The following is a 20864-nucleotide window of genomic DNA, read 5'->3' on the forward strand; positions in this document are numbered from 1 at the left end:
CCTCAAGCATCGGGCATTGCGCAGAGGCCCAGATCCCCCAAGCGAATGGCCTCTCCCGTCAGGCGCTTGAGCACAGCCTCTTCGGCCTGCTCCCGTTCGAGCCTGATGACGTCCATCTGGTTCAGGTAATCGGCCGTGGAGAGTTTGCTCGCCTGTTCGAACACCGCGTCCAGCCGCGCCGGAAAGGTTTCCTCCAGGCTCGCGAATTGCCTGGGATACGTGCGCTTCAAGTACTCGCACCAGAACGGCTGACGCAGCAGGAACGTCAGCCATTCGGACGACAGCTCAGCGACACTGATCCTGTTCCTGGCAGTCTCCAGATTGGCTTCGGTCACCCCGCCCAGGATGGCAAAACGCATATGACGCGGCTGTCCCGGCAGATCGAACTCTTCGGCCAGTCCGATGCGATAAGCCAGGTTCACCTCCAGCGGATCAGCACTGGTATCGTTAAGCGCATGCTCACGGGCAATCTGATCCAGCTTGTCCAGCCGAAACAGGCCTCGACCAAGTTTGAGCAACGGGTGTACAGAGGTCACTCGGCCACCGGCAAGCCTGGTGATCTTGTTGACTTCCACAGCGAGTTCGAGCTGGCTGAAGTTGACGGCTGCGCTGTCCGTGCAATTGATCGGGTTGGCGGCCAGGTCGAACACTTGCTCACTCAGGATTGCATCGGTTTCGGCGGCTTCAAGCACCGCCCAGACACGTCGACAGGTGTCTTTGGCGACTTTTTCGGAGTCGGCGGTATTGCCCAGCTCCGCCAGTAAATGAAACAGGCCCTCGGCCCGGGGATCCTCCTTGAATAAGGTCCAGATCCGGTCACGCTGGGCCCAGTCCCCTCCGGCGCCGCCCTCGAACCACAGCGAGCGCGCCTTCTGTTCATCGAGACGCGCGTTATCGTTCTCCAGATAGCCCATACCGACACCCACATTGTTTCGATAGTCCGCCAGGTGAGTCCTGCTGGCTAACGACAAGGGATTACCGCGCAGGTCCAGCGCCTCGCTGAAACGTCGCGAGGTCTTGAATAACCAATCCGGTAGCTGCTTGATCTGATTTTCACGCAGATCGACCCAATCCAGATGTGGCAGGCGTTCAAGACCTTTGGGCAACTCGGTGACGCGGGTGTCGCGCAGACACAGGGAACGCAAATCAAACATCTTGCCCACCTCTGGGGTCGCCCCCAGCGGGTTACTGTTCAGATTCAAGGAGTGCAGTGTGCGCAGGTTGGCAAGCTTCACCAGTGTATGTTCGGTCAGTTTGATCCGGTTACCCGCCAGACTCACCCGGGTCAGATCAGGCATGTGCGACAACACCTCAGGCAGGCGCGTGAGTGCGTTGCCGTCGAGGTCCACAGACTCGGCGTGCTTGAATGACTTGAGGAAATAAACCAGGTCGTCGCCCTGCTCCATGTTCTTGAGCGACAACTGCTGGATATGATCGAAGTTCAACCCCGGCGGGAGCGTGGGCAACGTCCCCACCCGCATCCCGTCAAGATTCAATACACAGATCGATTTTCCGCTTTCATCGGTGGCCAGAAAAAGCCGCCGAAACCCATCCTCGATCATCTCTGCCGCCGTCTTGCGGCTGTGCCGCACTTCACGCAAATCCTCCCCCATCAACGTCATGCCTGCCTGATCCTGCGTCCAGACTTCGAGCACCTTGCGCAGTTGCTCCAGATCACGGCGCAAACCTTTCACCCGTGTAGCGCGGGTCAGCGGATCATTGCCCGACCGATCAATGAACTCACTGGCCTGCGCCTCGGTAAAGCCGGGATAGAGCCTTCTCACCTTACGTAATAACGCGCGTGGATGAGGTGATTCAGGCATTGCATGATCGCCCTGAATGCAGGGGGGGTCGGAGACCAGCGGCTCGAACTTGCCGGAGGTCAATACCCGGGCACTGGCCTCACGTTCGTCCAGCGCAATGTTCAGTAACTGGCTGCGCAATCGGGCACTGTCGGCGATCACCGGGTCAGCAAAACCTGCGGTTGTACGCTGAGCCGACGGCAGTGCCTTGAGGATCGCGGCATACAGGTTGTCTGGCTCCGACGCCACACGCCCCAGGGATTTACCGTCGCCAGTGAAGGCTTCGTAGCCGCCACTGGACTTGACCAGTGTGCAGGTCTTCAAAGGCGTCGCCGCTTCGTTACCTACGGCTTCCAGTACAGGCCCGTTCAGCGTCTTGTCCCGCAACGTCAGGCGCAGATTCGGGTCCCAGCCACTCAAACGGGGCAGTAACTGGATCGCCAGTTTTTCACTATCGGCATTGGCGACCTGCGACACGAGCAAACCGCTCAGGGCACGGTCAAGGCGCACGGCGGCAGAGGCCTTGCGGACTCTCTGCGCCAGGCGCAAAGGCACGCGCCCGGTTGAGCGCAAATGCAGACGCTCGACACTCGGCGCCTGGTCAATCAGGCGCTGAGCATAACGCGCAGGAATGTCGGCGAACACGCTGCGTAATGTCTTGACCTCGTCAGCCTCACTCTGGTCGTAGCGTTGATACATACGATCGAAAACCGATCGACGCTCAGCCCTGAACAAGGCTCCCAGTTTCTTCGCCAACGCTGGCTTTTGCGAGCCGGCACTGACCTTGCCCCCCAGCATGGCTTCAACCTCGCGCAGGGACAGGCCATCGATCACCGACTGCAACAACTGCCCTGCGGCCAATTGCTCTTGCGTGACCTGCACACTGAGCGCAGGGACGCGGGTGTTGGTCGCGGGATAGGTTGCCGTGACGTCTCCTTCGCTATCGCTGACCTCGATGTACCGGCCTGTCGGCCAGCCTGGCAACTGCGGCAAGCCGTGCAGTTGTTCCTGCGAAGGTTGACCTGCGTGAACTTCCCCACGCTCAAGCTCAGTGATGAGTTGGCTTGACTGGCGCTCGATCCGCAGGCGTTCCACGGTGTCGCGTAACCGGGCAGGCAAGGCCAGATTATCGTTAAAAACCCGGTGCAATTGATCGTGGGAGATCTCGCTGATTCGGCGAATCATGTCCAGATCCGTATCCGGGAACTCACTCAGACGCGGATCGATACGCTTGAGGGTGTAGGGAGCGCTATTCCACGTTTCGGCATCCTCAGCCGCCAGACGCCAGCCGCCCTCGACGTGTTGCTCAAGCCCGGGAGCATAGGCGTTCGGGCGCTCGGGATGATCCAGATGCCAGACCTTCGTGTCCGGATCGAGTGACCCGGAGAACATCCCATAGTCGACCCGGCCGACGGTTTTTTCCTTGAGCGGATGCAACTCGACGGAGTCATCGGCCATCGTGATACCGGCTGGCAGCCGATGTTCATACGGGGTGAGATCTGGCTTCCAAAGGCGCGGTTTACCGGCCGAATCCAGAATCGCGGTGAACTGCCCGAAAAACTCCGGATGGGCCCGAACCAGCTTGCGTCCCAGCGTGCCCACCGCCTTCTGTCCACCCGCGAACACGCCCATCAGCGCAATGTCTTGCGCCACGCTGAGCAGATGCGACAGCGCCTCCTGCTGGTCGCCCCGCTGCCAGTCCTCGACCCCCTCATACACTTGCGCCAGAAGTTGGCCAACCGCGACACCCATCATCAACTGACCGACAACCGGCACGAAGAAACCCGCCACCGTCGCAATGCTCACACCCAGTTCCAGAAAACCCAGCAAGCGCTTGCGTCGCACATCCTCATCAATATCGGCCGTCGGTACGGCGAGTTTGCGGGCGTCGATCTGCATCTTGCCGACATGGCTTTGCACCATGAACTCGAACAGCGGCACTGCAATGGGCAACTGCCTGATGTGGCCCAAATCGCCGGTGTCGGCGAAGGTCTTGAAGAAGTCTGCCTTGTCATCTTCATCAATGCTGTTGGCGAAGTAGTCCTGGTAGCGCTTGTCACTCAGCTTTTGCGTGAGGTATTGCTTGAACGCAGTGAAACTCGAGTACTCATACAGCGGCCTCTCGGGCTCGTTAGCCATGTACACCAGACACCATTCGTTCGGGTATAACTCGATCGACCGGACTGCAAACACCACAACCCCCCAGATGCAACTGTCGAGCACCTCGATGCCGTGCATCATTAATGGACGATTGCTGTAGTGCAGGGTTTTCGCCGAGACCACGCCGTCAGCGGCGATCAGCCTCTGCACGATCTGCAGGCCAGCCGGTGTGATGTGCTGGCTGATTGCGGCCAGATACATGTCCAGTTGCAGCAGAAGTTTCTTCATCGCAGCGATGTCGCGGGTCATCGGACGGGTGGCCGTCACTTTACCGGCGTCGTCCACCAGGCCGAACACCTGCTGAAAATGCGACTGATAGCGCTTGCCCAGGTCCAGTTCGCGACAGAATTTGGCGAACGACGCCGGCGTCAATCCGGCCACGCCCGACGGTACGCTGCTCACCCGCACCTGACTGCCTTCGGGGTAGTTGTCGGTTTCCTCGTCTTCGGTGAAATTCTGCATCGCCGCTTGCAGCAATGTCTGCGTGGCATTTGGAAAGGTTTGAATGCCCTCTGGGTCGGTCGAGGCTGGCGAGCAACCACACTCAACCCCCGGCAAACTCAGCAGATCTTTTTCAACATCGAAGACCGCCGGCCACTTGGCTTTCAGCGCGCGGGTCAACTCAGCAATACAAAAGGCATTCAGAGGTTTGAGCTTGAGCAGATCCTTCTCGACCTTGAGTTGGATCGTGAGCAGGTCTCGCGCGGTTTGATCGAGCGCGACCAGCGTGCTGGTCGCACTGTTAAGCAGCATTGCGGGCAGGCTCTTGTGCAGCGCCTCGGCGTTGTCCAGGTCTCCTGTGGCTTCCAGCAAAACGCTGAGCACTTCATTCTGAGTCGGCGCACGCGGTGCGGATTTATTCTGTGTGGTGGTCATCGGCAATAGTCCTTTATTGCAGGCTTGAGCGTTAACCTTATCCACATCCACTTGGAATTAAAACAGAAGACTCCGACGCAGGTTAATCACATCACAGCAAACACAGACCACACAAAATCGTGCAATACATATGTATATCAAACATTCAAATACCAACCGAAAACACACCCAAAACCATTCAATAATAAAACTGTTTTCATCACGACAAACTCACCTAACATGACATCTCATTTACGAAAGGGACTTCCCGCATGACTTTACCAACAAACAACTCGCCCACCACGGTATCGAACGTTGATGCCAGCGCAAACATTTCCGATGCCGTCCAGATTGAGGACAAGGCAACTGCCGTGCAACGTTTCATTACCCACGGTATGGCAAAAGAAGATCCCACGAGGCTGGCCGCCTTGCGCGCAACGCTCGATGAAGCGCTACCCTACCAGACTTATATTGATGAATTGGCAGGCAAGCTGGAGACACCGGAAAGTTTCTGCAGACGCGAACTTCGCAGTGAACTGCTACAAACCCATGGGACACGATTCGGCATCAACGACAACATCAGACTCACGCCTGCAAACTCTGCGGACGGTGAGTCATATACCTGTACCCTGCTGCAGGCGGCGATGCTGAACTTCACCGACGAAGAAGCGGCTCCCGGTTACTTCTCGAATGACAGCGAGATTTTGGACATCCTTGGCCAGTCAACCGTTGACGACCCTGACGCGATCAGGGTATCGGCACAAGAGTTTGCGGCTCTAAGTCGCAATCTGGATCTGGGAGGCCAATACCAGAAACATATCGCCAGAACGTTTAAAGTTTCAAACATTGAGCTGATCGCCACACGCCTGCACAAATTCAACATGAAACTCAGCGCCTATGAGAAATACTTTAAAAAAACCGACTTCCCTTTGAACCGGCTTCTCACCGTGCTGAGTCTGACAAAAGGCAACAGGGATATTTACACTGGCGACAACATCAATAACGGTAAAATAAAACTGCATTCGATACAGTTATTTGGCAAGTACACCACAGATGCCGTTCTGATCACCTGCCGTCGGACCGATCAATCACCAATAGACCATAACATCGTATACATACCCAACGACCCGGGTGACGGCTTTTACCAGGACGACAACGAAGACCAGACAAAATACCGATTCTCCATCAACTTCCTGACCAATAAAGAATTCCGGACACGCCTCGTCTCTCAACTAACCAATACCGAAAAAAATGAAATAGAGGCAATGGACCTGAATAGCATTTCGTTTGTCAACGACATAACGTTTATCCCGCTAAAGAAAGGGCTGTACAAACATTTCTTTGATCGCTATCTGGATAAATTGTCCGCGGATGCAAGGGACATTGCGGTGCCGCTCGCCAATGTCAACGAACCCGCCTACGCCAATAGGCGCAAAGCGCATACCCTGCCTGAGAAAGGACGACTATCCGTCAGCCCAACCCATGATTTCAGCAAGCGCTTGCGCACTTACGCCACGGATGAATTGCTGGCCTCCGTGTTCGCCGGTCTGGGAAGCTGGACCGCCATCGAGAAGTACAACGCCCTGTCACGGCTGCTGGATCTGAAAAAGCGATTGTCCCCGCCTGATGCCGAACAACACGGCTTGCCGGTGGACGCCGACTGACAATTATTCAAAAAAAATTGTCGAAAATCCGTCCAATTATCCGCAAGCGGCGAAGAATCAACGCCCGCCTATTACGCGGCAGCGATAGCGTCAAAATCAGCCTTATAACTTATCGTTCTAAAACTCCACTTAACGAGGGGGGTCAGTTTCCGAGTACCCTGTTTTATTGAGTAGTACTGCTTGACCCCTCCCCAACGGAAAAACCGGTAAGGACTTTATGTGCGGATTAGCTGGCGAGTTACGCTTTGATCATCAACCTGCAGACCTTGCAGCCATTGAGCGAATCACCCATCACCTGGCCCCTCGTGGCCCCGACGCGTGGGGCTTCCACGCACAAGGGCCGATTGCCCTGGGCCATCGTCGCCTGAAAATCATGGACCTGTCGGACGGCTCGGCGCAGCCGATGATCGACAGCCAATTAGGCCTGTCTCTGGCCTTCAACGGCGCAATCTACAACTTCCCCGAACTGCGGACCGAACTCGAAGCGCTGGGCTATGCCTTCTATTCCGGTGGCGACACCGAAGTGCTGCTCAAGGGCTATCACGCCTGGGGAGAAGCGCTGCTGCCCAAACTCAACGGCATGTTTGCCTTCGCCATTTGGGAGCGCGATGCACAGCGCTTGTTCATCGCCCGTGACCGTCTCGGCGTAAAGCCGTTGTACCTGTCGCGCACCGGTCAGCGCCTGCGCTTTGCCTCGGCCTTGCCGGCGCTACTCAAGGGCGGCGACATCAACCCGATTCTCGATCCGGTGGCGCTCAACCACTACCTGAATTTCCACGCCGTGGTACCGGCCCCACGTACCCTGCTGGCCGGCATCGAAAAACTGCCGCCCGCCACCTGGATGCGCGTTGAAGCCGATGGCAGCACCGAACAGAAAACCTGGTGGACCTTGCCCTACGGCCCACACGAGGACGAGAAAAACCTCACCCTCGAAGACTGGACCGATCGCGTACTCGACAGCACCCGCGACGCCGTGGCGATCCGCCAACGTGCGGCGGTGGATGTCGGCGTGCTGCTGTCCGGCGGCGTTGATTCGAGCATGCTCGTCGGTCTGTTGCGTGAAGTGGGCGTGGAGAACCTGTCGACCTTCTCCATCGGTTTTCAGGATGCCGGTGGCGAGCGCGGGGATGAGTTTCAGTATTCGGATCTGATCGCCAGACACTACGGCACTCAGCACCATCAGTTGCGTATCGACGAAAAAAAGATCATCGAACAATTGCCTGCGGCGTTTCGCGCCATGAGCGAACCGATGGTCAGCCACGACTGCATCGCGTTCTATCTGCTGTCGCGTGAAGTGGCCAAGCACTGCAAGGTTGTGCAGAGCGGCCAGGGTGCCGACGAGTTGTTCGCCGGTTATCACTGGTACCCGCAAGTGGACGGTGCGGCCGATCCTTACGCGGCCTATCGCGAGGCGTTTTTCGACCGCAGCTACGACGACTACGCCGCCACCGTGCAACCGAAATGGCTGACCGCCAACGACGCTGCCGGTGACTTCGTGAAAGAACATTTTGCACAACCCGGTGCCGATGCCGCCGTGGACAAAGCCCTGCGTCTGGACAGCACGGTGATGCTGGTGGACGACCCGGTCAAACGCGTCGACAACATGACCATGGCCTGGGGTCTGGAGGCGCGAACGCCGTTTCTCGATTATCGACTGGTCGAACTGTCGGCGCGGGTTCCCGGCCAGTTCAAGCTGCCTGACGGTGGCAAACAAGTGCTCAAGGAAGCGGCACGCCGGGTCATCCCGAGTGAAGTGATCGACCGCAAAAAAGGCTACTTCCCGGTGCCGGGCCTCAAGCATTTGCAAGGCGACACGTTGAACTGGGTGCGTGAACTGTTGCTTGATCCGAGTCAGGATCGCGGTCTGTTCAACCCGGCCATGCTCGACAAATTGCTGACTGACCCACAAGGCCAACTGACGCCGTTGCGTGGCTCGAAGCTGTGGCAACTGGCGGCCCTGAACCTGTGGCTCAGTGAACAAGGAATCTGATCGATGAAACCCCACGCCACGGCTTACAGCCAGCGCCTGTTGCGCGGTCAGACTCCGTCCTATGAACGTTTGCAGGCGCGGCTGGCCGAGGACGGCAGCGAACTGGCCGCCGATCCGATTGCGGTGCATTGCGGCTGGGGCCGGTTGCTGATCGGCCACACCTTTCCTGACTCGGCAACGCTGGCTCAGGAGCTGCTCAACGAGCAACAAGGCGAGCGAGATATCGCGCTGTATGTTGCCGCACCGCAACAGATCCTCGGCCTCGAACCGACGCAGTTGTTTCTCGACCCTTCCGACACCTTGCGCCTGTGGTTCAGCGACTACCGCCAAGCGACCCGCGTGTTTCGTGGTTTCCGCATTCGTCGCGCGCAAAGCGAGGCAGACTGGCAGGCGATCAATCAGCTATACCAGGCGCGCGGCATGTTGCCGATCGATGCCCAACGGCTAACCCCGCATCATCAGGGCGGCCCGGTTTACTGGCTGGCCGAGGATGAAGACAGCGGCGCCGTGATCGGCAGCGTCATGGGCCTGAACCATCACAAAGCGTTCAAGGACCCGGAAAACGGTAGCAGCCTGTGGTGCCTGGCGGTGGATCCGCAATGCTCGCGCCCCGGCGTCGGCGAAGTGCTGGTGCGGCACTTGATCGAACACTTCATGAGTCGCGGCCTGAGCTATCTGGACCTGTCGGTGCTGCATGACAACCGTCAGGCAAAAAGCCTCTACGCCAAACTCGGTTTTCGCAATCTCTCCACCTTCGCCATCAAGCGCAAGAACGGCATCAATCAGCCGCTGTTCCTGGGACCTGGGCCTGAAGCGCAGTTCAATCCGTATGCGCGGATCATTGTCGAGGAGGCGCACCGTCGCGGCATCGATGTGCAGGTGGACGACGCCGATGCCGGACTGTTCACCCTCAGTCACGGCGGGCGCCGCGTGCGTTGTCGCGAATCGTTGAGCGACCTGACCAGCGCCATCAGCATGAGCCTGTGCCAGGACAAAAGCCTGACCCACAAAGTGTTGAAGGCGGCGGGGCTCAACCTGCCTTCGCAACAATTGGCGGGCAACGCCGACGACAACCTGGCGTTTCTCGATGAGCACCAGCGGGTAGTGGTCAAGCCGCTTGATGGTGAACAGGGCCAAGGTGTGGCGGTGGATTTGCAGAGCATTGAAGAGGTGCAGCAGGCCATCGAAGCGGCGAAACAGTTTGATAGCCGGGTGCTTCTGGAAAGCTTTCACGAAGGGTTGGATCTGCGGATTGTGGTGATCGGTTTTGAAGTCGTCGCGGCGGCGATTCGTCGTCCGGCCGAGGTGGTCGGTGATGGCCATCACTCGATTGGCGCGCTGATCGAAGCCCAGAGTCGGCGCCGGCAGGCGGCCACCAGCGGCGAAAGCAAAATCCCGCTGGACCACGAAACCCAGCGCACCTTGCACGCGGCCGGTTATGACTACAGCAGCATCCTGGCGGCGAGCGAGTCGCTGTTTGTGCGGCGTACGGCCAATCTGCACACCGGTGGCACGCTGGAAGACGTCACGGCGATTCTGCATCCGACGCTGGTCGATGCAGCGGTACGCGCAGCGCGGGCACTGGACATTCCGATGGTCGGCCTCGATCTGATGGTGCCGGCGGCGGATCAGCCGGAGTACGTGTTTATCGAAGCCAACGAGCGTGCCGGATTGGCCAACCATGAGCCGCAACCGACAGCCGAGCGGTTTGTCGATTTGCTGTTTCCGCACAGTCAGCCGGCCAACTCGTAATGATACGGCGCCTCGACTGACGCGTTCGCGAGCAAGCCCGCTCCCGCAGGTTTTGTGGTCATCTCACAACCTGTGGGATCTGGCCTGCCAGCGATCAGGCCAGATCAGGCAGCCCAAATTCTCCTCATCGAAACCATCGATGTGCTCAACCCATCAGGAGTTTCCATGACCCTCCAAATTCCCGAACCAGACCTCAACTACCTGCAAAAAGTCCTGCTGGAAATGCTTGCCATTCCCAGCCCCACCGGCTTCACCGACACTATCGTGCGGTACGTCGCCGAACGTCTGGAGGAACTCGGCATTCCCTTCGAGATGACCCGTCGTGGCACCATCCGCGCGACGCTCAAGGGCAAGAAAAACAGCCCTGACCGCGCGGTCTCGGCGCACCTGGACACCATCGGCGCCGCTGTGCGCGCCGTCAAAGACAACGGTCGCCTGACCCTCGCCCCGGTCGGTTGCTGGTCGAGCCGTTTCGCCGAAGGCAGTCGCGTCAGTCTGTTTACCGACAACGGCGTGATTCGCGGCAGCGTGTTGCCGCTGATGGCCTCCGGGCACGCGTTCAACACGGCCGTGGATGAGATGCCCATCAGTTGGGATCATGTGGAGTTGCGTCTGGACGCCTATTGCGCGACCAAGGCTGACTGCGAATCGCTGGGCATCTGCGTCGGCGACGTGGTGGCGTTCGATCCGCTGCCGGAATTCACCGAAAGCGGCCATATCAGCGCTCGTCACCTGGATGACAAAGCGGGGGTTGCGGCGTTGCTGGCGTCACTCAAAGCCATCGTCGACAGCGGCCAGGAACTGATGATCGACTGTCACCCGCTGTTCACCATTACCGAAGAGACCGGCAGCGGCGCAGCGGCGGCATTGCCGTGGGACGTCAGCGAATTCGTCGGCATCGACATTGCGCCGGTCGCGCCGGGGCAGCACTCCAGCGAGCACGCAGTGAGTGTGGCGATGCAGGATTCCGGCGGGCCTTACGACTATCACCTGTCACGACATTTGCTGCGTCTGGCCAGCGAAAACGAGTTGCCGGTGCGCCGTGACCTGTTCCGCTATTACTTCAGCGACGCGCATTCGGCGGTGACCGCCGGCCATGACATCCGGACCGCCCTGCTCGCCTTTGGCTGCGATGCGACGCACGGTTATGAGCGCACGCACATCGACAGTCTGGCGGCACTTAGTCGGCTGCTGGGGGCTTACATTCTGAGTCCTCCGGTGTTCGCCAGCGATGCGGCGCCGGCCAATGCGTCGCTTGATCGCTTCAGTCATCAGATCGAGCATGAAACGCAAATGGAGAGTGATACGCGCGTGCCGTCGGTGGACAGTCTGGTAGGGCAACGTTCGGACAGTTAAATCCATGGTGCCCGGACCGCTCCCACCGTTGGAATACGTTTCACTCTGGGGGCGGACTTGCTCACGAAGGGCCGGCGCAGGCAACACAAAACTGGCAGCCAAACATCAATCGCCGTAGCATCCCGACATTGATTTAGCCGAGGTGCCCATGCTCATCCCCTACGACGCTCTTGAAGTCGACACCCTCACTCGCCTGATCGAGGATTTCGTCACCCGCGACGGTACCGACAATGGCGACGACACGCCGCTGGAAACCCGTGTGCTGCGTGTGCGTCAGGCGTTGACCAAAGGCCAGGCGCTGATCGTCTTCGATCCGGAAAGCGAGCAGTGCCAGTTGATGCTCAAGCACGACGTGCCCAAGCACCTGTTCGACTGAAACCCTCAGCGGGCCTTTTGCCTGGCCTGCTGACGCTGGATCCGTTCGTAGACCTCCGCGCGGTGCACATTGACGTTCTGCGGCGCCTCGACGCCAAAGCGCACACTGGAACCGTTCACGGACAGAACGCGCAGGGAAATGTCGTCACCGATTGAGATCAACTCACCGACGACACGGCTGAGTACAAGCATGAGATTCGTCCTTCAGGGTTAGCGAACGCTGAAGATGCGCGGCTTGCCTGCGCCCCACAATGCATGATCGGCAAATCAGTCTTGCCCTACACCCCCTCAAGCGCAGGGCTGTCAGATACTTCCCACAAAACCATCCGTTCAAGCGGCAGAAAACCGCGGCCCGAATAGAATCACGCTCGCACCGATCACACACAACGCCACACCAATCCAGTCCGAACCCAGTGGACGAACCCGCTCCACCACGGCCAGCCAGCCAATCGAAGCCACAATGTAGATCCCGCCATAAGCGGCATAGGCGCGACCGGCATAGGCCGCTTCGACACGGGTCAACAACAGGGCGAACAGCGTCAGACTGAGCAGCGCCGGGATCACCCACAGAGCGCTTTTGCCTTGACGCAGCCACATGAAGAAGGCGAAACAACCGGCGATTTCAAACAGCGCCGCGAGCAAGAACCACAAGTAATTGAGCATTGACGCGTCTCGACAGGATGACCATTGCCGCCACCCTAACGACGCGTCCCCCCTTCAGGCAAGTTTCACCCGTTGTTCTGCTTGGCCTTGGCGCGCATTTTGTCGGCCATGGTGACCATTTCGTTGTAGAGCAGTTGCGGGTTCTTCTGCTTGATCGCCCAGGCCATCCGGCCCTGTTCGTGAGGCAGGATCATGAACTCGCCTGCGGCCACTTGTTGATAGATGTAGTCAGCGATGTCCGCTGCGCTGATCGGCGAACTTTCCAGCAACTTGCCAACCTGCGCTTTCATCGCCGGGGTCGGCCCACGGAAGGAATCAAGCAAGTTGGTCTGGAAGAATGACGGGCAGACGACATGCACACCGACTTCCTGTTGCGCCAGTTCAATCAACAGGCTTTCCGACAACGCCACCACGCCGGCCTTGGCCACGTTGTAGTTGCTCATGGCCGGGCCTTGCATCAACGCCGCCATGGAGGCGATGTTGATGATTTTGCCCTTGCTTTGCTCAAGCAACGACAGAAACGCCTTGCAGCCCTTGACCACGCCCATCAGGTTGATTGCGATCTGCCAGTCCCAGTCCTCCAGCGACAATTCGCTGAAGAACCCACCCGAGGCCACACCGGCGTTATTGACGATGATGTCGATGCCGCCGAGTTTCTCTTCGCACGCCTGAGCAAACGCGGTGAGCTGGCTGTAATCACGCACATCGCAGCGCTGAATAAAACCGTCGCCGCCGGCCTCGCGCACCTGTTTCAGGGTTTCTTGCAGGCCGGGTTCGCTGACATCGGACAAGGCCAGTTGCCAGCCTTCACGCGCCCAGCGCAGCGCGATTTCGCGACCTAAGCCCGAGCCAGCGCCAGTGATCATCATGCGATTTTGCATAGCAGACAGCCTTGTTGTTCCGGGGAAGATGCGCGCAGTGTAGCGAAGGATGTGCCGCCAGCCTCGCTCCATCAGATTGCTGAATGGTAGGGAAAAACCGTGGCGCGTTTGATTCGTTGGGAGGGACTAAGTTCTGAACTTTCGCAAGGGGAAAAGGAAATAAGCAAGCGATCCAAATACATTAAAAAACATTGAATCTTCTTTCATTCGCACCAGTCGGAATTTATAAGCCGCCTGGAATTACTGAGTCTCCAGTCGACCAGAACACCAAGACTTCTCGAACGTTATCAACAAGGAAATCGACATGGGCACAATTCTTATCATTATCCTGGTCCTGTTGCTGATCGGTGGCCTGCCGGTCTTCCCGCACTCCAGAAGTTGGGGTTACGGTCCATCCGGCATTATCGGCGTTGTGCTGGTCGTGCTGTTGGTACTGTTGTTACTCGGTCGGATATAACGATTCAAGCGTAAAAAAAAGAGGCCCTTTTCAGGGCCTCTTTTTTATTGTGTGGCGTTTTATTGCGCGGGCATCAGTCTGGTTTGCCGCTGACCACACCGGCGGTGTTTTCCATCAGGCTCTTGGTCGCCGTTTGCAGGAACGCCTCAAGTTTGAGTTTCAACTCGGCAGTGCGCGGAGCATTCGCAATGATCTCCCCACCCGGGTTTGCGCCCAAATGGTACTGATAGATTTTCGGCGCCATTTCTTTCTCTTTCGGCAGCACCAGAACCTGGTCAGCCGTGACGATGGCAGTGGTCTGCTCGCTGCCCGACGGCTTGATCACACCAAAACCGGTGTCGCCTTCCGGCAGGTTGAGCAAGTCACGGCCCCAGCACTGATGGCGCACTTCGCCACCCAGACGCCCCATGATGGTCGGCACGATGTCAATCTGCGTACCCACGGTGTGGTCACGCGTACCAAACTTCTCCTGGATGCCCGGGGCGATCATCAGCATCGGTACATAGAAGCGGCCCAAGTCCATTTCGGTAATCTGACGCTCGTTACCGAAACCGTGGTCGCCGACGATAACGAACAGGGTTTCCTTGAAGTACGGCTCTTTGCGCGCTTTCTCGAAGAACTGGCCCAGTGCCCAGTCGGAGTAACGCATGGCGGTCAAATGCTCGTTCAGCGAACCCCGATCGGTGACGCGCTCAACCGGCAACGGTGTCGGCAAGGCGTAAGGCGTGTGGTTGGACAGGGTTTGCAGCAATGCGTAGAACGGCTTGCCGTTTTCGCGGGCCTTGAGCTCCTGCAGACCACGGTCAAACATGTCCTGATCGGACACGCCCCACGTCGGATCGGAGAACACCGGGTTGACGAAGTCGTTACGGCCAACGAAGTTGGTCATGCCCTGGTTGCTGAAGAATCCCGACTGGTTGTCCCAGGCGAAGTCGCCGTTATAGACGTAAACATCGTCAAATTTGCGTGCACTGAGCAACTGCGGCAGGCCGGACAGTTTGTGGCTGCCTTCCGGGGTCTGCATCAAGTATTCGAAACCCGGCAGGTTCGGGAAGCAGGCCATGGTGGCAAACATGCCCTGATGGGTGTGCGTGCCGTTGGAGAAGAAGCGATCGAACAGCAGACCTTCCTTCGACAGTTTGTCGAGGTATGGCGTGATGTTGCCCGGTGCGCCCAACGCGCCGACCGAGTGACCGGCCATGCTTTCCATCAGGATCACGACAACGTTTTTGATCGGCAGGGTCTTGTCCGCCGGCGGCATGTAGTCACGGCGCACGGCAGCGATATCGGCATCGACCAGTTTGTCGTCCGGCATGACCAGCATCTCACGCACGACTTTCTGCGCTTGCTCTTGTGGCAGCGTGGCTTTCCAGATGTTGTTGCGATCCTCGCCCATCCGATCCTTCGCCGCCGCGATCAGCGACAACGTGCCGTTGAGGCCGAGCTGGTTGGCGAAGTTCGAATTGGTGGTGTAGACGTCACCCCAACGCAGCGGCGGGCCCTGACGCAGAGTGCCACGGGCGGCCACCACGCAAATCAGCAGACAGACCACGAACACCGCAAGGCGCGTATACCACGGCGCGACCTGACGCGTGCTGACACTGCCACCACTGAAAGGCCCGCGCGGGCGCGTGGCTCGGTCGGCGCCTTTGAACGCCAGCGTCAGGATCACGGTGCCGACGCCCCACGCCAGCAAATAGCGAACCACCGGAAAACCGTACCAGAGCATGCTCATCACGGTTTTCGGGTCTTCTTTCACGTATTGGAACACCAGACCGTTAAGGCGCTGGTGAAACTCACGGTAGAAGTCCATCTCCATCAGACCGAGGAACAGGGCGATGCTCGAAGCGAGGGTCAGCCACAGACGGAAAAATCCGCGCGCAGCCATGGCCCGGGCACTGAACAGCGCCAGTACCAGCGGAACGCAAACGTAGACCACCAGGCGCAAGTCGAAACGCAACCCATTGACGAAAGCTTCAAGGAACGTCGAAACCGGGGTATCGAGGATCATTTCGCGGTTGTAGACCAGCAGCGCGAGGCGCAGCACGGAAAACATCACCATCATGACCAGCGCACAAAGCAGCGTGTAGGCCAGATGCGATTTGACGGTCGGTTGCAGTAGACGAGCAGAAGCTCGCTGCTGATTCAGGGCGTCCGGGATTGCCATGTCGTTTTAGGACCCATTGGAAGTTGAAGTTGCAAAATACAGCGGCGCCATGCCCTCTATTGGTCATTCCAGACCCCGGGGCGTGCGCGGTGCGCAAATGTTGCACGATCACCGGCACCATTGCCATTGATTAGTGCCCCGCCACCAGACACTTTCATTCAAAGCGGCGGCAGACAGGGACAGCGTGGAAACAGCGCGGGCGAATTGTCTTGAACGCTTTGTGAAAATTTCGTTCAACGCCTATCTGGAAACACAAAAAGTCATAAAACAAAACGCCCCGAATCAATCGGGGCGTTTTGCTGAATCCGGGGCGTTTACTTCTCGGCGAGCTCTTTCAGGGCTTTCAGGGTCTTGAACGGAGCATCAACGACAAACTTGTTGGCAACCATCGCCGGCACGCTGCCGCCTGGCTCGGTGTGCACTTGATAGGTCACTTCGACCTGATCGCCTTTTGGCACAAACTTCCAGAAGCCTTTGACCTGAGCCACCCGGACAAAACCTTTTTCCTCCGGAACATACTTCGGCACACCTTCCATGTTACGGGTCAGGCTGCCGTCGGCGCCTTCAACGGTCGTGATGTGCAGCACCGAATCACGCGGGGTGACCGGCCAAGGCGTGTTGAACTGGGTGTAAGTCCAGCTCTGATCACCTTCGTGCTTGAGCAGTTTCTGGGTCTTGCATTCGTGAATCCAGGCGCAGGCGCCGGAAACGTCCTCCTGCAATGCACGCAGTTTGGCAACGGTGGTCTTCATCAGAGCAACGCCCTGATAGGACTTGTAGTCCGAACCCGGCACTTCGCTCAGGGAAACCTTGATGCCATCCTCGTTCTTGGCGACCTTCCAGTCTTCAGCCTGCGCGACCGACGTCACCAGCACGGCAGTCAAACCACACAACACAGCGATACGATGCAGCGAACCCATAGTCTTATTCCTTATTGTTGAAGTTCCGTTCGTTTGACACATCAAGCCGCCGTCATTTGCTCCCACCAACCGATCAACCTGATCGCTTCTTCCTGGCTGCGGCCACAGACTTCGATATCGGCGGCGAAACCGGAACAGACCGCCGGGCGCTCTGGACGGCCGAAAATGTTGCACAGGTTTTCGACCGAGAGTTGCACGCAACGTTCGCCGGCAGGTTTGCCATCAGGCATGCCGGGAATCGCCGAACTGATGGAGGGGGCAATGCAGCAAGCGCCACAGCCTTCACGGCATTTCATGACGAACAAGTCCTCGCGACGGGCAATGTGTAAAAGGGACGCGGACAGAGTAACCGCTAAAACGGCTGTTTCAAATTCCCTGAACCGGGGTTTTTACGGATAAGTGAATGTGACTGACCAGTCTGCGACAAAGCGTCTGCTTCGCGGGTCACAGACGGGTTGTATTTACTGCTTGAATTCGAAATCCAGCGCCGCGCCATCAATATCCCGGCGCTCTTCGTTACGCAGTTGCAACTGCATTTCGTTGCTGAGCAAACGGCCATTGAGCTGGAAGCCGCTGGTTTTCTCGCCAAAAAACTGCGGCAGGATGCCCTCGTGCTTCGGCAGCGAAACGGTTCCCTTCGGCTTCAATTCCTGGACCATCTCCTTGGGCAAGCTCAAGTCCAGTGTTGCCGGCGGCAGCTTGATTTTCGCCACCTCACTGGAGGATTTCGACCTGGAAGCCACAGGGGTGCGTTTTTTCACGGTTTTCTGCCGGGAGTGCTCGGCAGGCACTGCCTTTTTCACTACTGGCGGCTTTTTCACTGTGCTCCTAGCCGCTGGTTTTTCTGAAGTTGCGCCCGCCAAGACACCAGGTGCATGACCGATCATCAGCAAACACAGCAAAACCCACATGGCAGGAAGAAACGCTTTCATGGACCCAACGACGCTAACGGCAGAGGGCCATATGCTCGCTTGTTGGACGTCACAAGACAAGTTTGACCCGCCACTGGCTCAAAATCCGCCAGCCGTTTCCTGACACAGTTGGGTCGCCAGCAGTCCCAGCGTCATCAACGCCCTCTCCGCCTCGCGGTTCCACGGGGTGCCACAGTTCAGGCGGATGCAGTGGTTGAACTGCTCGGTATTACTGAAGATCAGCCCGGGGGCGATGCTGATGCCCTGTTGCAGCGCACGAACATGCAACTCCTGAGTATTGACCCTGCCCGGCAGGCTCACCCACAGAATGAAACCGCCCGTGGGCCGGCTCATTTGCGTACCTTCGGGGAAGTACTGCTGCACCGCCAGTTGAAAAGCACTGAGATTTTTTCGGTATTCCTGACGGATGTACCGTAAATGCCGGTCATAACCGCCATTCTCCAGATAAGCCGCAATCCCCATCTGCGTGACACTGCACGCCGAATGGGTGCTGAAGGTCTGCAAACGCTGAATTTCCTGCTGATACTTGCCAGCGATCATCCAACCGATGCGTACTCCGGGCGACAAGGTCTTGGAGAAACTCGAGCAGTAAATCACCCGATCCAATCGGTCATAAGCCTTGAGCGCCTTGGTGCGACCCTGTTCGAACATCAACTCGCCATAAATATCGTCTTCGACGATCTGGATATCGAAATCCGAAGCCAGACGCAGCAGTTGTTTCTGCCGCTCTTCAGGCATGGTGCCGCCCAACGGATTGCTCAGACGTGTGGTCAGCACCAACGCCTTGATCGACCATTGGTTGGCCGCCAACTGCAGGGCCTCCAGGCTCATGCCAGTGGCTGGATCGCTGGGAATTTCGATGACCTTCAGACCCAGCAGGTCAGCCAACTGCAGCAGGCCGTAGTAAGTCGGCGACTCGGCGGCGATCAGATCGCCTGGTCGGGTCAGCACCCGCAACGACATCTGCAGGGCATCGACACAACCATGGGTGATCACCACTTCAGAGGGATCAACCACCACACCGGCATCGCGCATGCGGATCGCTACCTGCCGGCGCAGCGGTTCGAAACCGGGGCTGAACATGTAGCTGAACGCCCGTGGACTGTGAAACCGGGTGACCTTGGCCAATTGCTGATGAAGTGCGCGCACCGGCAAGTAATCGACACTGGGCACCGCGGCACCCAACGGGAATACGCCTTCACGGCGGGACTCGACCAGAACTTGTTGAATGATGCTGCTGCGAGTCACCAGACCTGGCCGTTCGACGCGGGCGATGTCGGGCGTCGGGGCCGTCAGCGCCGGGGTCTGGTGCACGTAATATCCGGACTGGGGCCGTGCGCGAATCAGCCCCTGATCTTCAAGGTTGGCGTACGCCTGCAACACCGTCGCATGGCTGACGTTGAGTTGCGAACTCATCTTGCGCACCGAAGGCACGCGCTCCCCCGGTTGATAGACCCCACGGCGGATGTCTTCGGCCAGTTGCTGAGCAATACGTTGGTAGAGCAAGAGATTGGTCATGACGCAGCACTCGATTTCACGGGCATTTTATTCTTGTGTGAAACAATACCGGAACAGTTTAGAAGTGTACTGGGACAGTTGTCACTCTAGTCGACCATACAGTGCAGTGTCTGCCTCAACTGTATTGATTTGCGAGCTATTCGACAGACGTAAAAAAGCCCGGTGCTGCCTGACAGCCCGGGCTTTCCAGTGACGCCGCCCTCAGCGGGCAGCGCCGAGCTGGCCTGTTTCGTCGGAGAAGACAATTTCCACACGACGGTTCTGTGCCCGCCCACGCTCGGAAGCGTTGGCGTCTACAGGGTATTCGTCGCCGTAACCTTCGACCTGAATGCGTTTTTCGTCGATGCCCAGATCCGTCAGCACATCGGCAACGGACTGCGCACGGTCGCGGGACAGTTTGAGGTTTTCCTGCTTACCACCGGTGCTGTCGGCATAACCCTCGATGCGCACCACGCGTTTCGGGTTGAGTTGCAGGAACTGGACAATTTTCAACACAACACGGTTGGCCGAGTTTTTCAGCTCGGCTTCCCCAGTGTCGAACAGCACATCACCGAGCGTCATCACCAGACCACGGTCGGTCTGCGTGGTCGCCAGCGCGACTATTTGTTCTTCAAGCCACTTGCCCTGCTGCTGCACGCTGAGCAGTTTGGATTCGCGCAAGGCCAGTTGCAGGCGCTGACGCTCCAGTTCGAGCTTGGCCGCACGCTCCTCGTTGAGCACCTGATTGGTGTGCTCGCGGGCGATTTCACTGTAGCGCTGGCTGAGATAGGCGTAATGGACCACATCCGCCCCGCTGCCCCAATAAGTCGACAGGCGATCGGCGCGGGCCAGCGATTCACCGGCGCGGATCACGTCTTTCGGCGCGATGCGCAGCACGTTGGAATCTTCCTTGACCTTCTGGAAGTCGGCGCTGGCCCCTTGCAGAGCGGATTCGCTATGTTGACCCGCACAACCGTAAAGACTGGCGCAACCGGCAAGAATGAAACCGCCGAGAACTCTGGAGTTGAGGCTCATTGGGCATCTCCCAGTTGCTTGCGCAGACGGACGATGCGGGTGTTGAGCACATTCAACTGTTCTTCACTCTTCTGGGTCAGCACTTTGGCTTCCGCCAGGCGAGCATCCAGTTCGGCCTGCTCGGCACGCATGCGCGCGTTCCGGTAGGACTCATCAGCCATGTTGCCCTTTGCCCGGTTGTATTTGGTTTCGGCCAGTTTCATTTCCGGCACGTCATCGCCGGTGGCACCGACAGCCTTGGCTTGAGTGATGGCCTGCTCGGTCAGGCGCATTTGTTCATTGGGTGCCGGATCGGTCGCGCAACCGGCCATGGCCAGAACGGCCACAGCCGCGAAAAGAGGTCGAATACTCACTAAGA

At 58.1% G+C, this 20864-nt stretch carries 17 protein-coding genes; 6 read left to right on the forward strand and 11 right to left on the reverse strand.

Annotated elements, in window-relative coordinates; genetic code table 11:
• Positions 1-2 precede the first annotated feature (2 nt).
• The gene (locus tag AACY50_RS05110) at positions 3-4838 is read right to left on the reverse strand and encodes an NEL-type E3 ubiquitin ligase domain-containing protein (protein WP_339538264.1); all 4836 of its coding nucleotides are present in this window, start codon (positions 4836-4838) and stop codon (positions 3-5) included.
• Positions 4839-5089: 251 nt separating this feature from the next.
• Here AACY50_RS05110 and AACY50_RS05115 point away from each other — a divergent pair, with 251 nt between their 5' ends.
• The 5 genes from AACY50_RS05115 (at position 5090) to AACY50_RS05135 (ending at position 11955) form a co-directional block, all read left to right on the forward strand.
• Complete coding sequence (locus tag AACY50_RS05115) at positions 5090-6481, forward strand: dermonecrotic toxin domain-containing protein (RefSeq protein WP_339538265.1); 1392 nt, start codon at positions 5090-5092, stop codon at positions 6479-6481.
• 217 nt (positions 6482-6698) lie between these two features.
• Positions 6699-8471, forward strand: coding sequence for an N-acetylglutaminylglutamine amidotransferase (locus tag AACY50_RS05120; protein ID WP_339538266.1), 1773 nt, complete (start codon positions 6699-6701; stop codon positions 8469-8471).
• Positions 8472-8474: 3 nt separating this feature from the next.
• Positions 8475-10223, forward strand: coding sequence for an N-acetylglutaminylglutamine synthetase (ngg, locus tag AACY50_RS05125; RefSeq protein WP_339464835.1), 1749 nt, complete (start codon positions 8475-8477; stop codon positions 10221-10223).
• A gap of 165 nt (positions 10224-10388) precedes the next feature.
• Positions 10389-11579: an osmoprotectant NAGGN system M42 family peptidase gene (locus tag AACY50_RS05130; protein ID WP_339431124.1), complete on the forward strand. Its 1191-nt coding sequence runs from the start codon at positions 10389-10391 to the stop codon at positions 11577-11579.
• 148 nt (positions 11580-11727) lie between these two features.
• Complete coding sequence (locus AACY50_RS05135) at positions 11728-11955, forward strand: YheU family protein (protein ID WP_003192759.1); 228 nt, start codon at positions 11728-11730, stop codon at positions 11953-11955.
• 5 nt (positions 11956-11960) lie between these two features.
• Here the strand turns inward: AACY50_RS05135 and csrA are convergent, their stop codons facing one another.
• The 3 genes from csrA to AACY50_RS05150 form a co-directional block, all read right to left on the reverse strand.
• Entirely contained in the window at positions 11961-12146 is a 186-nt protein-coding gene (gene csrA, locus AACY50_RS05140) for a carbon storage regulator CsrA (RefSeq protein WP_221729287.1), read from the reverse strand.
• Positions 12147-12284: 138 nt separating this feature from the next.
• Positions 12285-12617 (reverse strand): YnfA family protein, encoded by a 333-nt coding sequence (locus AACY50_RS05145; RefSeq protein ID WP_339431123.1) that lies wholly within the window; start codon positions 12615-12617, stop codon positions 12285-12287.
• Between the two features lie 65 nt (positions 12618-12682).
• A complete protein-coding gene (locus tag AACY50_RS05150) occupies positions 12683-13498 on the reverse strand; it encodes an SDR family oxidoreductase (protein WP_339538267.1) in 816 nt (271 codons plus the stop codon).
• 298 nt (positions 13499-13796) lie between these two features.
• Between AACY50_RS05150 and AACY50_RS05155 the strand changes: the two genes are divergently transcribed.
• Positions 13797-13955, forward strand: a complete 159-nt coding sequence (locus AACY50_RS05155; protein ID WP_339431268.1) for a DUF3309 family protein — start codon at positions 13797-13799, stop codon at positions 13953-13955.
• Positions 13956-14028: 73 nt separating this feature from the next.
• Here AACY50_RS05155 and AACY50_RS05160 read toward each other — a convergent pair whose 3' ends face one another.
• From AACY50_RS05160 to AACY50_RS05190, 7 genes are all read right to left on the reverse strand, one after another.
• Positions 14029-16122: an LTA synthase family protein gene (locus AACY50_RS05160; RefSeq protein ID WP_339431121.1), complete on the reverse strand. Its 2094-nt coding sequence runs from the start codon at positions 16120-16122 to the stop codon at positions 14029-14031.
• Positions 16123-16436: 314 nt separating this feature from the next.
• Positions 16437-17042: an START domain-containing protein gene (locus AACY50_RS05165; protein ID WP_221729291.1), complete on the reverse strand. Its 606-nt coding sequence runs from the start codon at positions 17040-17042 to the stop codon at positions 16437-16439.
• A 41-nt stretch (positions 17043-17083) separates the two neighbouring features.
• A complete protein-coding gene (locus AACY50_RS05170; RefSeq protein ID WP_339431120.1) occupies positions 17084-17338 on the reverse strand; it encodes a YkgJ family cysteine cluster protein in 255 nt (84 codons plus the stop codon).
• A 165-nt stretch (positions 17339-17503) separates the two neighbouring features.
• Positions 17504-17974, reverse strand: a complete 471-nt coding sequence (locus AACY50_RS05175; protein ID WP_339538268.1) for a translation initiation factor 2 — start codon at positions 17972-17974, stop codon at positions 17504-17506.
• A gap of 78 nt (positions 17975-18052) precedes the next feature.
• Positions 18053-19492 (reverse strand): aminotransferase-like domain-containing protein, encoded by a 1440-nt coding sequence (locus AACY50_RS05180; RefSeq protein WP_221729294.1) that lies wholly within the window; start codon positions 19490-19492, stop codon positions 18053-18055.
• Positions 19493-19693: 201 nt separating this feature from the next.
• Positions 19694-20506 carry an OmpA family protein gene (locus AACY50_RS05185; protein WP_339464914.1) on the reverse strand — a complete coding sequence of 271 codons (813 nt, stop codon included), beginning with the start codon at positions 20504-20506 and terminating at the stop codon, positions 19694-19696.
• Entirely contained in the window at positions 20503-20859 is a 357-nt protein-coding gene (locus AACY50_RS05190; protein ID WP_339431117.1) for a DUF4398 domain-containing protein, read from the reverse strand. The genes AACY50_RS05185 and AACY50_RS05190 overlap by 4 nt, the downstream gene beginning before the upstream one ends.
• Between the last annotated feature and the right edge of the window lie 5 nt (positions 20860-20864).

It is taken from the genome of Pseudomonas sp. RA_15y_Pfl2_54, assembly GCF_963971015.1.
GTDB classification, from domain to species: Bacteria; Pseudomonadota; Gammaproteobacteria; order Pseudomonadales; family Pseudomonadaceae; genus Aquipseudomonas; species Aquipseudomonas baetica_A.